Origin of the sequence: Arthrobacter sp. DNA4, assembly GCF_024362385.1 — a bacterium.
GTDB lineage: Bacteria > Actinomycetota > Actinomycetes > Actinomycetales > Micrococcaceae > Arthrobacter.
On sequence record NZ_CP101466.1, the window covers coordinates 2159121 to 2174505 of the forward strand.

Annotated in this window: 13 protein-coding genes and 1 pseudogene; 5 read left to right on the forward strand and 9 right to left on the reverse strand. The window is 62.6% G+C overall.

Going from position 1 to position 15385, the window contains the following annotated elements; all coding sequences use genetic code 11:
• Positions 1 to 471 precede the first annotated feature (471 nt).
• From NMQ03_RS09865 to NMQ03_RS09890, 6 genes are all read right to left on the reverse strand, one after another.
• Complete coding sequence (locus NMQ03_RS09865) at positions 472 to 894, reverse strand: hypothetical protein (RefSeq protein ID WP_255175423.1); 423 nt, start codon at positions 892 to 894, stop codon at positions 472 to 474.
• Between the two features lie 110 nt (positions 895 to 1004).
• On the reverse strand, positions 1005 to 1226 hold the full coding sequence (locus NMQ03_RS09870) for a hypothetical protein (protein WP_255175424.1): 222 nt from the start codon (positions 1224 to 1226) through the stop codon (positions 1005 to 1007).
• A 506-nt stretch (positions 1227 to 1732) separates the two neighbouring features.
• A complete protein-coding gene (locus NMQ03_RS09875; protein WP_255175425.1) occupies positions 1733 to 2566 on the reverse strand; it encodes a hypothetical protein in 834 nt (277 codons plus the stop codon).
• A gap of 883 nt (positions 2567 to 3449) precedes the next feature.
• Entirely contained in the window at positions 3450 to 4274 is an 825-nt protein-coding gene (locus NMQ03_RS09880) for an alpha/beta fold hydrolase (protein ID WP_255175426.1), read from the reverse strand.
• A 302-nt stretch (positions 4275 to 4576) separates the two neighbouring features.
• On the reverse strand, positions 4577 to 4981 hold the full coding sequence (locus tag NMQ03_RS09885; protein WP_255175427.1) for a DUF1003 domain-containing protein: 405 nt from the start codon (positions 4979 to 4981) through the stop codon (positions 4577 to 4579).
• Between the two features lie 46 nt (positions 4982 to 5027).
• Positions 5028 to 7469 (reverse strand): cation-translocating P-type ATPase, encoded by a 2442-nt coding sequence (locus NMQ03_RS09890; RefSeq protein WP_255175428.1) that lies wholly within the window; start codon positions 7467 to 7469, stop codon positions 5028 to 5030.
• 1419 nt (positions 7470 to 8888) lie between these two features.
• Here NMQ03_RS09890 and NMQ03_RS09895 point away from each other — a divergent pair.
• On the forward strand, positions 8889 to 9389 hold the full coding sequence (locus NMQ03_RS09895; RefSeq protein ID WP_255175429.1) for a hypothetical protein: 501 nt from the start codon (positions 8889 to 8891) through the stop codon (positions 9387 to 9389).
• Between the two features lie 162 nt (positions 9390 to 9551).
• Here NMQ03_RS09895 and NMQ03_RS09900 read toward each other — a convergent pair.
• A pseudogene (locus NMQ03_RS09900) lies at positions 9552 to 10623 on the reverse strand (alanine dehydrogenase).
• 140 nt (positions 10624 to 10763) lie between these two features.
• On the opposite strand from NMQ03_RS09900, the gene NMQ03_RS21175 reads away from it, so the two are divergent.
• Entirely contained in the window at positions 10764 to 10919 is a 156-nt protein-coding gene (locus NMQ03_RS21175) for an integrase core domain-containing protein (RefSeq protein ID WP_369693219.1), read from the forward strand.
• Positions 10920 to 11322: 403 nt separating this feature from the next.
• Here the strand turns inward: NMQ03_RS21175 and NMQ03_RS09905 are convergent, their stop codons facing one another.
• Complete coding sequence (locus tag NMQ03_RS09905; protein ID WP_255175430.1) at positions 11323 to 12234, reverse strand: alpha/beta fold hydrolase; 912 nt, start codon at positions 12232 to 12234, stop codon at positions 11323 to 11325.
• Positions 12235 to 12639: 405 nt separating this feature from the next.
• Between NMQ03_RS09905 and NMQ03_RS09910 the strand changes: the two genes are divergently transcribed.
• Positions 12640 to 12948 carry a hypothetical protein gene (locus NMQ03_RS09910; protein ID WP_255175431.1) on the forward strand — a complete coding sequence of 103 codons (309 nt, stop codon included), beginning with the start codon at positions 12640 to 12642 and terminating at the stop codon, positions 12946 to 12948.
• Positions 12949 to 13187: 239 nt separating this feature from the next.
• Here NMQ03_RS09910 and NMQ03_RS09915 read toward each other — a convergent pair whose 3' ends face one another.
• Positions 13188 to 13730 (reverse strand): NAD(P)/FAD-dependent oxidoreductase, encoded by a 543-nt coding sequence (locus NMQ03_RS09915; RefSeq protein ID WP_255175432.1) that lies wholly within the window; start codon positions 13728 to 13730, stop codon positions 13188 to 13190.
• A gap of 69 nt (positions 13731 to 13799) precedes the next feature.
• Here NMQ03_RS09915 and NMQ03_RS09920 point away from each other — a divergent pair, with 69 nt between their 5' ends.
• Both NMQ03_RS09920 and NMQ03_RS09925 read left to right on the forward strand, forming a co-directional pair.
• Positions 13800 to 14432: a TetR/AcrR family transcriptional regulator gene (locus tag NMQ03_RS09920; RefSeq protein ID WP_255175433.1), complete on the forward strand. Its 633-nt coding sequence runs from the start codon at positions 13800 to 13802 to the stop codon at positions 14430 to 14432.
• 25 nt (positions 14433 to 14457) lie between these two features.
• On the forward strand, positions 14458 to 15312 hold the full coding sequence (locus NMQ03_RS09925; RefSeq protein WP_255175434.1) for a 3-hydroxyacyl-CoA dehydrogenase: 855 nt from the start codon (positions 14458 to 14460) through the stop codon (positions 15310 to 15312).
• Positions 15313 to 15385: the final 73 nt, after the last annotated feature.

The window sequence follows — 15385 nt, forward strand, 5'->3', positions numbered from 1 at the left end:
TGTGCTGGGCAGCCTCCTGGAGATGGAAGTAAGTTTGCTGGCCGGTTCACACTCTTCGTTCGGGTCGTCCGAGAACCGCACAGTCCAGGCTGCTTCGAGTGCTGTGACCCTGGGTCAGATCGAAGCCCCTGGCTGGCACCTTGAGCACGCTGGTTATGTCTTCGTGGAAACCGGGTCCACTTCTACTAACCGTGTGCTGGCAACTGGATAGGGCGTGGTCACCAAGGGGCATGTCGCCGGAATCTATCTGTTCAGGCGTGTGGAGCAGCAGAAGATCTGAGGCCGCTGAACCGTAATAGAGGTGCTTCGGCCGTGAGGCCAGCCCTACCGGAGGGGCTGTCAAGGGGTTGTCCCCCCTTAATCACATTTGCAGAGACCAATAGCGGGCGTTCCGTCAGACTGAACAGCCTACCGTGAGAGCTAAAGAAAAGAGTGTGGACAATGTCCACATTCTGGGCTGCGGACCAAGTCTTACCGCCCTCGAACCGCCCGGTTTCCGTATGTTTTCGGGGGTTCCCAGTGCTTGCAAGGCTCGTTTAGCGGGACCCATCTGGAGGACCAGCCGAGCCAGTAGGAGCTGCGGATCCATTCCTCACGAACAGGCACTTTACCGTGGGTCAATCCGCCCTCCAGATGCAGCCGGTACAGTTCCGCGTCAGTTCCGACAGCCAGGCCTTTGTCGGGAAACAGGACCCAGCCGAAGACCGAAGTGCGGTACCTCCGGTGGCCGCTGTAGGTCTCCAGGGGCAGGGGATGGATGTCGCGGGCCTGGGCGGTCTGGACGAACTCAATCAGCCGGCGCCTGTATGCCTGTTGCCGTTCCGCCTCATCGGAGTCGTGCGCCAGGGCACGGTGGCGCTCCATTGGTCTGTCCGGGTCCTCGGGAAGTCCCATGGCCGCGTAATTCCACAACCGGTGCCGCCTGTGTACCGGTAAATGCCCCTTGTATCCGCCTGGATGGCATGGGCCACAGGTTGGGCTCGCTTGTTTCAGGAAGGGGTCGGCTACCTCCTGCGGTCAAGGAACCAGGAGGCGTCCATGTCCGGTGCGGGCTGGTGTCGGAGCCTTTTGACCAGGGCGATGAACGGCAGCAGCAGCAATTGCAGAACCCCGCCAGAGATCAGCAGTGCGACGAGCAAAACGATGACCGGCAGGTAGAGGAGGAACACCCCGCCCATTGCGGCAATGTAGCTTACCGTGTAGCTGAGGATGGTCCCGGTATCCATGCTTGCTTCCTAATGCTGGTGCGGACGGGGGATTCTCTGGGGCCTCAGTCGGCGGCGCGGCACCGGGTTGTGCCCTGTTACGGGCGGGACCCGTCGCCATGGCTTGTGTGGCCGATAGCTGGTGAGCCCCGGGGACGGGGGAGCCGTGGCGACCGCTGAGGACCCTTTCCTGCGGTGGCGCAGCGTCAGGAGAACAATCAGGGTCAGGCCGATCCACACGAAGGCTACAACGAAGATCAGCGCCACCATCTGGGCCGGGCTCATGACGGGACTGTCTGAAGAAGCGCGTGATGCACGAGCGGAAGGATGGATGCTGGGTTATGGTCAGCGTTGGTCATGGTGCCCCGGCTCTGGGTGGCTACCGTTGGGCTGACTGCATAACTCGGTAGGTCAAGTGTCCGCCCATCGCTCCGGGGCGGCAAGGGCACCAGGCCTGGACACCGCCCCGTTACCAAACTGCGGCTTTAGTGACGGACTGGGGACTCCGCGGGCCCAGCATGCGATCATCAGCCGCGCAGTGGCGGCGCCGCCTGCGCGGGTCCAAGGGCCAACCGGACCAGTGGAATGACGGGAAGCAGGAACAGGCCCAGGCCCGAGATCGGGTAGATGGCGTTGAACGTGAAAATAATCAAGCCCAGCACCAGCAGTCCCAGGAAATTCAGCAGCTGGATGGGCTTTGGCTGTGGCCTTCCGGTTGTGGCATAGCCCAGCTCGACCGATGACTCCAGGTACGCTCCGGGGAGTATGACACTCGCGCCGGTGTCCCGCCGTCGAGCCAGCAGCGAGCCGTCGCGACGAATAATCTGTTGGACGTCGAACAGCGTGCCATTGCTCACGAAATTACCGTCAGTGTCGACTAGCTTTCGGTTATTTCCGCGGGCGATGACCGTGTCACCGGAACCGGCTCGTAGGCCATCGCTGAGAAGCAATGTGTGCTCGGGATCCACTTCACCCTGGGCAACCCGGTCCGCCTGCGCCCGTTCCTTGAGCAAGCCGACCGTTTCATTGTCGGCGCCGATGAGGATGGACGACTTTCCTGCCCGAGTATCTGCCTGCCACGCGAGGTACGCCTTGTCAGCCATATCCAGGTAGCTACCGTGCCGGATCCGCCCATGTCGGGCGTAATCGGCAATGGCTGAGTACTCACCCTTCTCACCGACAGCAGCCAGGCGAAAGAGGCCGTATACGCCTACGACTCCTGGGGACTGACCACCACCAGCACCGGAACCCAAGCCGGTACCATCCCGTGGCAATAGGCCGGCGGAAACAACGACACCACCGGCAACCGCATCAAATTCGGTGCCCGCTGCTACAACCCCTACCGCGGACGCTTCACCCAACCCAACCCCTCCGGACAAGAACAAACCGCTACTCTTACGCTGCCTGCAACCCAATCAACAGCACCGACCCAACAGGTCTCGTCACGCAGGAACGTATTCGGCAGCGGGTGTAACGGGGTTCAACTTGTTCGTCGCTGTTGCGGCAGCAGCGGCAGCGACGGTGGTTACTGGAGGAGCAGCCCTTGCCACAGTGGGCGTTGCAATCGGAACCTATGGAACGGCGTCTTTTGAGGAATCGGAGCGGCAGCAGCACGCAGGAACTAAAGAAGAGTTATTGGAGAAAGGAATCAGCATGACTGATCTAGGTTCCGCGCAAATGCGCTGAGTGCTTGGGCTGGTTCTAGCTATAAGTGGAGTTCTGGCGGCCTTGTTTTCGGTTGCGTGGATCTTCTGCCGGCGTGGGGTTTGGGCTGACAAAGCCGGGCGGGTTCGCTGGTGTAGGCGGCAAAGAGCAGTGACGTGGCGGTGGTATCGGACGTGAGGTAATGCGCGACCGTCCGAGCATAATTTGGGGTAGCGAGGGGCCCATAGCGACTGGAACCGGCCGTCACCGCACGCAATGGGTATCGACTCACGAGGCGTGGGGATACGGGAATGCCGTGTGCACCGGCAATAAGGGACGCAGGGGAGACCCTTTCCGGGCGGTTGGCTGCAGGGGAAGCGCGGTGTTCCGGCGGCTCAGTTGCTGGTAACGGAGTAGCCAGGGGAGGTGACTGCCTCACGGACAACGGCAATGTTGGCTTGAGCGTTGACAACCAGACGCGAACGGCCGCCGCGGACGAGCTCAACAGATGCCGGTGCCACACCTTCGAGTGCCGAGACCGCCTTCTCCACAGTCTGGACACAGTTCCGCAGTTTAGGCCTTCAGACGCCCCGCGGCCTGTCACGATTGGGTGTCGAGGTAGTCCAATATCGCCTGTGCAGTTTCTTTCGGGGCGCTCATGTGGGGGCAGTGCCCGGTGGCCTGAAGCTGCACCAGGGTGCTGTGTTCCAGGTTCTTGTGCAGGTAGGCGCCCACTTCGGGCGGGGCAAGGCGATCGTTGGAGCATTGCAGAATAAGGCAGTTGGTGTGCAGTTTTCCAAGTTCAGGCCGGGTGTCGGAGAAGAAAGTTACTTCGGCGAAGTGCCGTGCGATGGCCGGAGTTGTCCGGCAGAAGCTGGCCCGCAGGTCCTCCGCTAATTCCGGCTCTTGTGGGTTGCCCATGACGATGGGGGCTAGAGCCGCGGCCCAGGCAAAAAGATCGCTGTCCAAAGATGCCAGCAGGCCCTCGATGTCTTCCCGCGAGAAACCGCCGACATAGCCGTCGTACGGGTCGTTGGTATGACGGGGTGATGGAGCAAGCAGGATCAGGTGCGAAAACCTTGTTGGTTCCTGCGCTGCGGCGACCACGGCGATCATCGTGCTGACACTATGTCCGACCAGGATGACGTCCTCAAGTTCGAGGGCGGCGCAAATTTCCAGCAGATCCGTCGCATACCCGTTCAGGGACCCGTACTTCTCCCAGTCATAGGCGCTGATGTCGGAGTGTCCTGCGCCAACATGGTCAAAAAGCACCAGCCGGTAGTAATTCATGAAGTAGGGGAGCAGCTTCTGCCACATGGTCTGATCGCAGCCGAAGCCGTGGGCAAACATCAATACAGGCCCGTCCTCCCGGCCCAATAAGGTGACGTTGTTTCGGGCGATTACCGCAGCATCTGCTTTGACCACATTCTCACTGACCCTCACGTGGGGTGGCATTTCTTCCCAGACTATCCACGGAAAATAGAGAAATCCTAGGCTCCAGCCACTATGACGTCCAAGGGCCGCCTGCTGATTGCGTGACTTCGGCCCCTACAAGCGTCGCTGGCCGCGCGCCAAGGTCCCATTTATTGCACGGCTCTTCACTAGGCCCTCGCTAAGGCGGACCACGAGTCGAAGGGATTACCGTGCATAAGTGCCATCCTGCCCCAGCCGGCTTTGAGCTCCTCCATCTGACGGCGGTGGGCAACGTGCTGGTGCCGGACCTGAGGCTAGTGTGCCGCTGACTTCTTCAGCTCCTGCAGGATTTCCAGTTGGATGCGGTTGATGGATATCAGGAGTTCAATCTCTTCTTTGGCCTCGGTGTTGGTGTCGTAATCGTGTTGGGCCATGGCCGCGGCGATCGCGTCCTGTCGTTTCGCGGCGATGAGCAGAATTGCGCCTTGGAGACCTGCCAGCATGGAAAGCAGAAGGTTCAGGAGAATATATGGGTATGGGTCCCACGCGTTCGAGGCGAGCGCCCAGGTATTAATGGCGGCCCAGACGAGCATGAAGCCGATGAAGCCCGAAACGAAGGGCCAGCTCCCCATCCCATTGCGCATGATGTCAGCAGCGCGTTGTCCCCTGCTTAGCGTGGCTTTGTGTTTGTCGTGCCAGGTTTTCTGTTGGTGGCTCATGACTCAGCGTAGACCTGGACAGGGAGTGCTGCGGCCCGACCTGATCTTAAGAGGGAGCTGCCAGGACGGCCTTCATGCGTCGGCGGTGGTGGCGGAACAAGAATTCAGTGGCGACGCAGCCCAGGAACGCGATTGCAGCAGGAGCTGCAAGGTGTTCCCCGGCAAATGGAGTGAGGTCGAAGAATTCTTGGATAGGGGGCACCGTCACAATGATCGTAAGCGCAACGTACATAGCACCAATGATCAACACGCGCCACACATTCAGAGGCCGGGATAGGACCACCAGCACCCACAGGGCAATCAATGTCAGCACAACCACGGACATGGTCCGAACCGTGGTGCCGGTACCGTAACCGCCTGCCAGGGACAAGGCATTGATGCTTAAGACGGCCAGGCAGATGATGAGGCCTGCGGGTATGGCAAAGGACAGTGAGCGCTTCAGGAATCCGGCCTGGTAGCGGGTGGCATTGGGCATCAGGGCGAGGAAGAAAGCCGGGATCCCGATGGTGATTCCGTCCGTTGCCGAGAGCTGCCGCGGCAGGAATGGAAACCCCCAGAGCAGAGCCCCGAAGGTAACGGAGAGAAGGACCGCATAGGCGGTTTTGGTGAGGAACAGCATCGAAACCCGTTCGATATTGGCGATGACCCTCCTGCCTTCCGCGACAACATTCGGAAGCCTGTCGAACCGGCCATCAAGCAAAACCAGCTGTGAAACTGCCTTGGTCGCAGCTGCGGCTGAATCCATGGCGATTCCCAGGTCGGATTCCTTTAGCGCCAGCGCGTCATTAACGCCGTCACCGGTCATGGCGACGACGTGTCCCCGTCTTTGCAGCGCCTGGACCATTTCCTTTTTCTGGGCTGGAGTGACCCTGCCGAAAACGGTTTGGCGCTCCATGATATCGGCCAGTTCTTCCGGGTCTTGCGGCAGTTGACGGGCGTCGAATCCACCGTCGGATACCACGCCGACTTCGCGTGCAACCGCGGCGACCGTTCGGGGATCGTCTCCGGAAATGATCTTGACTTTGACGCCTTGGTCCGAGAAGTACGACAGGGTCTGCGCTGCATCCGGGCGGACTTTCTCCCGAAAGGTCAGGAGAACAACGGGAGCAGGAACGGGCGGAAGCGCTGCTTCGTCCCCGTCCAACCCGGAAGCTGCCACGCCTGAATGGGCCAGGACCAGCGTCCTTAAGCCAGTGGCGGCGAGCACGGATGCGGCGCCAAGTGCACGATCTGCGGCGGCGGTACCCGCGGCAAGGACAATTTCCGGTGCTCCCAACAACCAAGTCCCGGCGACAGAGGTGCCGGAGGGGAAGCTGACCGCACTCCATTTCCTGGCGGAGGAAAAGGGGACGGAGGAGAGAGGGAGCAGGGTGCCGTCATCCCGGAAGCCCGCTTGGAGGCACCGGGCGGTTGCGTTGCCGTTCGGATCTGCCCCGAACCAGCCGAGTACTCGCTCCCAGCCCGGCGGTGGGGGTTCGCCGAAATCGTGAGCCGAATCAAAAACGATCCTGCCCGCGGTGAGGGTGCCGGTCTTATCCAGGCACAGCACGTCCACCCGGGCCAGCCCCTCCACCGCGGCCAGCTCCTGGATGAGCACCTTTTGGCGCGCCAACCTGACCGCACCCACGGCGAAAGCAACACTGGTCATAAGCACCAGGCCCAAAGGAATCATGGCGATAACGCTCGCCACGGCGCCGATGGAGGCAGTTTGCCAGCTTCCGGTCGCGATGGCCTGCTGCCAGCCGCCCTGGCCCTGCATCTGACCGTTAATAACGATGGCCATAATGGGCACCAATGCGAATGTGATCCATCGCAGGATCCGGTTCAAAGCCTGACGGATTTCAGATTGGACCAGCGAGAAGCGCTTGGCTTCAGCAGTCAGCCTGCTCGCGTAGGACTGCGCGCCTACCCGGATAACGCGGGCCCTGCCCTGTCCGGTAACGATGCTGGAACCGGAGAGAACTTCAGTGCCGACGCCCTTTTGCACCGCGTCGGATTCACCCGTCAAAAGTGACTCATCCACTTCCAGGCCGGTTTCGTCAATCACGACAGCGTCCGCAGGGGCCTGGTCTCCCGCGCGGAGTACCAGGATGTCGTCGAGTACGACGCTCTCGACGCCAATCTCCTGAACAACCCCGCCCCGGATCACCCGGGCCCGCGGGGACGTCAGGACGGCGAGGTTATCGAGCGACTTCTTGGCCTTGTATTCCTGCACCACTCCGATCAGGGCGTTGCTGACGGCCGCGAATCCAAACAGTGCATCCCGCCATTGGCCAAGCAGCATGAGCAACAGGAAGCTGGCGGCGACAATCGCATTGAAAAGAGTCAGGACGTTGGAGCGGATAATGTCCCAGGCGCTTCGGCTGGAAGGATTGGTGACAAGGTTGGTCAAGTGCCCGTCGATGCGCAGGGCAACCTCGTCGGCCGAAAGTCCCTCAGCCTGGGGCTTGGCCGCCTGCCGGAAGACAGTACGGTCCTGTTTGGTCATTCCGCCCTTCCCGCCTGACGAACAATGGACAGCAATCGGGATCATGCCCGAACCGCGTTTAACGTGCACCGACGCCCAAGACGGTGGCCGGAAGGCCCGCCGGGTGGAGAGAACCGGATGTTCACTCACGACGCCCGGGATACCGAGTCTAGCCCCTGAAGCGCAGGTCGGACCCGGCTGACATCTTCCGAGGTGCTCTCAGTGGGCCGGGCGCCAAGCTGCACCCGCGCAGGCCCTAAGCTCTCACCCAGACGGCGCGGGGCCTCCAAACGACGCGGTGGCGTCCCAGGCATCATCGGCGCCGGTACCAGAATCTTCACCGCCCTCGCTGACCTTGGCAGCAGGGCGGTCTGCACTGTTGTTGAGGCAGGCAACGCCAATGACCAGCACCGAAGCCTGCCCGTGCTGCCGAACTGGAAACTGTCCGCGTGGCCGGGCCGGCTGTTGGGTCCAGGACGCGCCGTCGAAGGACTCCGGACCGCCTCGACATGTTTGTCTTCGACGATGCTCCGGTAGGCGCCGAATTGGCGGTTCACTCATGTGGCATAGGACTTGATATTCGCGCCCCGGGGCGCTGGACACGTTGATTCTCGAAAAGACATTGCCCGGGGCTCGGACGCAGTCCGTCGAAACCGCTGACTGCGTAACGGATCCGATAGGGAACTGTGAACTCGTCGTTAATCAGCGCCTGAGGTTCACGATTCCAAGGCCATTGGCTGGACCAATTCATCGCTGTGCTCTAGACCAGCATGCGCGTAGTACCGCTTAATAGCGAACGGGCCATCCTTAACGGCTACTGGCTGGAGGTAGTTACGGCTGCTGGACGGAGCCGAATGGCAGCCGGGGATGTGGAGACTTGTTTCCTTTCCCGACGATCGGTCGAGGCTGTCTCTCATTCTGCGGCAGAGCGTTTAGCGATACCAGGCGACGATGCATCCAAGGTTGGAAGCGAGTGTCCCAGTTCACGGTGGTGGGCATCCGCTTGACAGTCCCCCTTACGGCTTTCCGGACTGGCTGCTGGGGCCGTCTGGTCGCGCCTACTGATCAGGACCTGCGCGGAGGCCTGAAGAATTACAGGCTCCACAAGGTCATTGCCGCGTCCGTGCCTCTCCCTCCTCATTCGCGAGACTACGCTCTCCACGGTGTCTTCATCACATACCATGCACCCAGGTCCGGTGACGTCAGCCTCTGAACCACCCAGACTTTTCAGGTACAGCATGAATTGTTCAGAGCTGGACTGGTTGGAGTTCATGCACTCTCCCTGAGGGTAGTTGCGCGGCATGTGCCTGCACACCCCACACTAGGCGCGGGCAACCGCGTTGCACATGAAGTTCTCCAAGAAGATCGTTCCTGGAACTTTATTTCGTCCGCAGGTACTCTGGCGCAGCCGAGGGGCTCCCAAAGGCGCATAGTTGGACGATGGCAACTTTTGATAGCCGGAGTTTTTACACCCGTGGTGACTCCTTCAGCGTTGGGGATTCACGAGAACACGTCGAGCGGGCGCTCTTGGACTTTGGGGCCACGGATGTTCTTTTCAATCAACGCGGGCGCCTCGGCGCCATCGCGTTCAGGGCCTGCGGAAGACAGTTCCGCATCCTCATCTCTTTACCGCAGCCTCATGGAATTCCCGCTGTACAAGGTGACGTCTCGGCGGTCCCTGGCCGGGAAGTTACAACAAAAGCCCTGGAACTCGTCGCGCGAAGGTTTTGGCACGCTTTCGCCTTGTCGACAGACGCCAAACTCGCAGCGGTGGCCGCCGGTGTTGCTACGCTCGAATCAGAATTTCTCGCCCATGTGGTTCTCCCGGGGAACCATACCGTGATCGAGGAACTGGAACCAGCCATCGCGTCTGCCTACCAGTCCGGACAGGGTCCCTTAATCGGCAATGCTGCTGCGCGGGGCCCCGATCAGATGTACTGATCAGGGGATGATGACACTAATGGCTTCGTGGTTTTCGAGCACGCAGCGCGCCCGGGGTAGTAGTCCCAGCTCTTTCGCCGGTCCGGGGTCATCACAGCTGGCGCGCTACACGCGAAGGCGGACAACCGGCCGTCCAAGGCGGGCTACAGGGTGACGTAGCCTTCAGGCGGGCCGTGGGGAGTGCGGGTAGTCCGGTTCCCGTTGCTGGAACTGCAGCACGTCCTGGTTCAGGATCACGCCGTCGCGGATTTCGATCGCGCGGCTGATGGTTTCGTTTCCTGCCCAGGCAGTGGGACCGGAGATCACGGTTTCCAGGAAGGGCAGCAGGGCTTCGCTGATTTCCCAACTGGAGGACTTCCAGAGGCAGGAGGGGCGGTGGCCCACCGCGTAGTAATTGATGTGGTCACCCACGGTGAACATTGGCTCACATCCACGATCAGGCTGCCGGGCCGGAAAGCGTCCAGGTCCTCGGTCCGAAGGTAGGTCAAGGGTGCGTTGGGGTTTTGCAAAGTGCAGTTGACCACCATGTCGCTTTCGGCCAAGAACGGAGCCAACAGGACCCGCCCGCGTTCGGTGATGACCTCGCTGAGGAACGGCGCTTTGGGGTCGTGATCGAACTGGACAATCCGCACCGAATAGATGGGCGAACCCACGGCCGCCACCCCGCGGTTGGTCAGGACTTGGACGTCATGAATGCCGTGGGCGTTGAGGGCGGTGATGGCACCCCGTGCGGTCGCGCCGAAGCCTATGACGACGGCGCTGAGTCTCGGGCCGTAGTCTCCGGTGGAGCCGGTCAGGGCCGGGGAGTGAAGCACGGAGCAGTAGCCGGTCAGTTCGTTGTTTTTGTGGAACACGTGCAGCCCGAATCCGCCGTCGCTGGCCCAGTGGTTCATCGCCTCGAAGGCGATCAGCGTGAGCTTCTTATCGGTTGCCATCTGGGTGATGGCGCGGTCCTGGACGCAGTGCGGCCAACCCCAAAGGACCTGCCCGTCGCGGAGCTCCGCGGAGGACGATGTCTGCTTCCGCCAGCAGTCGTGCGCGGGACGACCCGTCCGACGAGTGGCGCCAGATGGGAGTCCGAGACGCCGAAACGCTCGCCGTAGCCTTCCTCAAAAATGAGGTGCTGCCGGATATCGGGGGCGATGCGCTTCAAATGCAGGGGGTGTATGGGAAGGCGCCGCTCATCGGGTTTCCGGGTGCTGGAGAAGATGCCGAGGGTCAGGTGCTCGCTCATACCGGTCACTTCTTTTCCGGCTTGTCGACTTGGCTGCTAGGCCCTTGTCTGCTGAGCTGGGGGTGCCGCGGCGGCCTTCTTGTCGGCTCGTTTCTCCTTGATGGTCTTGGCGGATTTCTTGGCTGCGGTTTGGCGGGGGGATTTGTCAGCCACGAGCCTACGCCAAGGCCTACAGCTCAGAAGCCGAACGGCAATCCTGCTACCCGGACTTCATCGAGTACTACAATCAGCGCAGGCCCCACACCGCACTCAAAGGCGCCTCCCCCGCCAGTCGTGTCACCAACCAACCGGGTTAGTACAGCTAGACGGTGGATTCCAAACCAGAAACGTAAGTGGCAATAGTCACTCAATTGTTCGTTCCTGGCGTGCGCCTGCTCAACTGGCCCGAGCATGTCCGAAATGTGTCTACCCCGGCCCGTCAGGAAGTTCTCCGCCCTGGCGCGCAAATATGCCGGTACATGGTTGATGGGCCCCATTCGGTGAACGAAGTGAGGATGGACTTCTCGTTCCGTGTTGGTCTCTTCGGCTCGGGTGAAAGTAACTCTGCCGACTTCATCCTCAGCAACTACATCGAGAATGTACGTGCTTCGGCAGGGAACGTCGTTTCTGCGCTGGCGATCAGAGGGCCGTATATCTACGTTCCCCAAATGTAGAGGAGCTCCTGCCGAAACAGCGACTCGCCGACGTCGAGAAGCGCCCTTAGATGCTTGCCGCCTGACGGTCTGCGGAGACCCTCGTGAGGAAGTCCTCGACTACGGCCGCGAACTCGTCAGGCCGTTCGATCTGCGGCATGTGTCCGGTCTTGGCGAAGACGTGCGACTCGGCGCGGGGCAGCGCCGCGGCGGCCGCTTCAAGGTGGCTGAACGGCAGGATGTGGTCGTGGTCGCCCCACACCACCAGCGCCGGAACGTCGGACTTGGCGAGCGCTCCGATCAGAGCTGCGCGCCACTCGGCCCGGACACCGGAGACCGTTCCCAGGTCGCGGGCGACGTCGAGCAGCGTCCGGCGGTGCGCCTCCCGCTGCGACAGGGCGAGCGCGTGGCCGATGCGGTCGTCCGTGACCAGCGCTTTGTCGTAGAAGAGCGACTGGACGGTCCGGCGTGATGCTTTCTCGTCGGGCCGCAGGAGCAGGGCCGCGAGCGGGCGGACCGAAAGGAGGCGAAGGACCAGTGCCACTTCCTTGCCGAATCCGGCGCTGTTGGCCAGCACGAGCGCGGAGACGCGGTCCGGATGGTCGGCGGCCAGCTTCATGGCTACGGCACCGCCGAGTGAGTTGCCCATCACGGGCAGCGGCCCGGAAACCCCGACGGCGTCCAGGAAAGCCGGCAGGATCCCGGCCAGCTTCGCGAGCGTCGTCGTGCCGGGGAGCCGTTCGGAGTACGCGAAGCCGGGAAGGTCGACGCTGTAGACCGTGTGGCGGTCCGAGAGCCGCTCGTGCTGTTCGTTCCAGTCCTCGAGGCTCTGGCCGATGCCGTGGAGCAGGAGGACCGGATCCCCGCTGCCGGTCCTCCGGTAGCGCAGGCGTGTCCCCGCGACGGTGACATGGCTCGTTCCCGGCAGCGCGAGGGCATCCCTGGCCGGGGTCGCGGGTTGCCGGACGGTTTCCCGCACCGGCTGCCCGCGCTACCGAACCGGACGTGGTCGGTCAGCCTGCCCGCCCGGAGCAGGGCGAAGTCGCGGAAGTAGTTCTGGTGCAGCCGCCACGGCGAGCCTGCGCCCTGCCGGGGCAGTTGGTCGGCGCCGCGGAAAATGTAGCCGGCCTTCAGGTCGATCAGTGAGGACAGCGTGCCGTTGGCGACGTCGGCGGGTGCCACGGGTACCACCCACTGGAGGTTCCTGCGGTCGAGCTGCTTGATCAGCCTGCAGATATAGCCGGCGACCAGGTCCGCCTTCAGAGTCCAGGACGCGTTGGTGTAGCCGATGGTGAGGGCGAAATTCGGGACGCCCTCCAGCATCATGCCCTTGTAGGTGAGGGTTCTGCCGACGTCCACGGGCTCGCCGTCGACGGAGAGCTTCATGCCGCCGATCACCAGCAAGTTCAGTCCCGTCGCCGTGACAATGACGTCGGCGGGCAGCGATGTGCCGGAGATCAGGTCAATCCCGTCCGGGGTGATCCGGGAGATCGTGTCGGTCACGATCCCGGCAGTGCCGGCACTGATGGCCCGGTACAGGTCCCCGTTGGGGATCGCACAGACCCGCTGGTCCCACGGCTGGTACGACGGGGCCAGGTGCGTGTCCACCGGGAAGCCCGCCGGCAGTTTGGCTGTTGCCGACTTGCGCAGGATCGCCTTCATCGTCTCCGGCCGCCGTCGGCTGAGCTGGTAGGTGAACATGGAGAAGAGAATGTTCTTGAAGCGTACGACGTCGTACGCCAGTTGCGCGGGCAGCTTGCCCCGGAGGCGGTCGGCCAGGTGGTCCCGCGCGGGCACGGGGGCGATGTAGGTGGGGGAGCGCTGCAGCATCGTCACCTTGGCCGCCGACTTTGCCATGGACGGCACCAGCGTCACGGCCGTGGCGCCGCTGCCGATGACCACCACCTGCTTTCCCTCATAATCGAGGTCGGCTTACCAGTGCTGCGGGTGGACGATCGTTCCGGCAAAGGTGTCGGCCCCGTCGATGGCCGGGGTGAAGCCCTCGTCATAGCGGTAGTAGCCGGAACAGACGGACAGGAACGAGCAGGTGAAGGTGACCGGCTCGGGGGAGGAGGCGGTGTCGCCGGACCGGAACTCGCCGCCGGAGGTGTGGACCGCCGTCACGGTCCACAGTGCGGTTTCGCTTGACCATGCGGCGGACATGACCCGGGTGTTTAGCCGGATACGCGGCGCCAGGCCCTCGTCGGCGACCGTTGCCTCGATGTACTCGCGGATGGACTCGCCGTCCGCGATCGCCTTGGCGCCGGCCCAGTGCCGGAAGGAGTAGCCGAGCGTGTACATGTCGCTGTCGGACCGGATCCCGGGGTACCGGAACAGGTCCCAGGTCCCCCCGACGGCGTTCCGCGACTCCAGTACGGTGAAGGTTTTTCCGGGTACCTCGCGCTTCAGCCGGCTGGCGAAACCCACGCCGCTCAGCCCGGCGCCGACAATCAACACATCCACGTGCTCGCTCATGCCGCCAAGTTATCGACTTAATGTTGAGATAGTCAACACTGTGTTGAGAGCCGCGGCTAGGATGGGCGCATGGCTCAAAGAGGAAGACGCAGTGCGAGGGTTTCGGGTGATGAGCGGCAGGACGCAATCCTGGTCACCGCGGAGGCACTCCTGGCCAGCCGTGCCTTTGACGAGGTCTCCATCGAGGATCTGGCCCGGGGTGCCGGCATTTCGCGCCCCACGTTCTACTTCTACTTCCCCTCGAAAGATGCCGTGCTGCTGGCCCTGCTGGACCGGGTCATCACCGAGGTTGAGCACCGGGTGGGGCACCTGCCGCGCGATTTCGAGAGCGACCCCGCGGGTGCGTGGACCCGTTCCATCGGAATGTTCGTTGAGGTGTTTGTCTCGCACCGCGCTGTGTCGACCGCCGCCATCGGGGCGCGCGCCCGCAACGACGAGGTGCGCGGGCTGTGGTCCAGATCAATGCAGTCCTGGGTCGACTTCTCAACCGACGTCATCCGTGCCGAGCAGGCCCGCGGTGCCGCGCCGGCGGGCATCGACGCGCACGACCTCGCGGTGAGCCTGAACCTGATGAACGAACGGGTCATTACCGCTGTCCTCAACCGGGAGAGTCCCGCCATCGCGGAGACCGCCGCCCTGGACGTTCTGTCAACCATCTGGATCCGCAGTATTTACGGGTCCGAAAACCCGGGCAGCCGCTAAGGCCCGCGCCGAAAGGAAAACGATAATGCCCTCCATCAAGACGCTCACCGTGCTCGGCACCGGAGTGCTCGGCTCCCAGATCGCCTTCCAGGCCGCATTCCACGGTTTCGCGGTCACCGCCTACGACGTCGACGAGGACGCGCTTGCCAAGGCGCGGGACCGTTTCACCCGCCTCGCCGGCATCTACCGGGCACAGGCAGCCGGCACCTCCGGGGGCAAGACCGAAGCAGCCCTGGCAAACCTCCGCCTCACCGCAGACCTCGGGGACGCCGTCGTCGACGCGGACCTCGTGATCGAAGCCGTTCCCGAACTGCTGGAACTCAAACGCGTCGCCTACCGCAAGCTCGCGGAGCTGGCGCCGGTCAAGTCCATCTTCGCGACTAACTCGTCCACCCTGCTGCCCAGTGACTTGAAAGACTTCACCGGACGCCCGGACCGTTTCCTCGCGCTCCATTACGCCAACAACATCTGGGCGCAGAACATCGCTGAGGTCATGGGCACCGCGGAGACGGACCCGGCGGTGTTCGCCGCTGTCGTCGACTTTGCCCGGAACAGCGGACTGGAACCCATCGAGATCAAGAAGGAGAAGGCCGGCTACGTCCTGAACTCGCTGCTGGTTCCGCTGCTGAACGCGGCCGCCGGCCTGCTGCTGCAGGGCGTCGCCGACCCGCACACCATTGACAAGACCTGGCGCATCGCCACGGGGGCCCCGAGCGGACCGTTCCAGATCTACGACGTCGTCGGCCTCACCACGGCGTACAACATTGCCTCGGCCTCGCCGGATGCCGGTTCCCAGGCGTTCGCCCAGTACCTAAAGGAGCACTACATTGACCAGGGCAAGCTGGGCGTCGCCTCGGGGGAGGGCTTCTACAAGTACTGAGCCGCGGACCTTAAGTGTTCATTTCATTCGGCCTTGTTCGATTCTGGTGTAGTAGCCGCGCTGACATCCGATG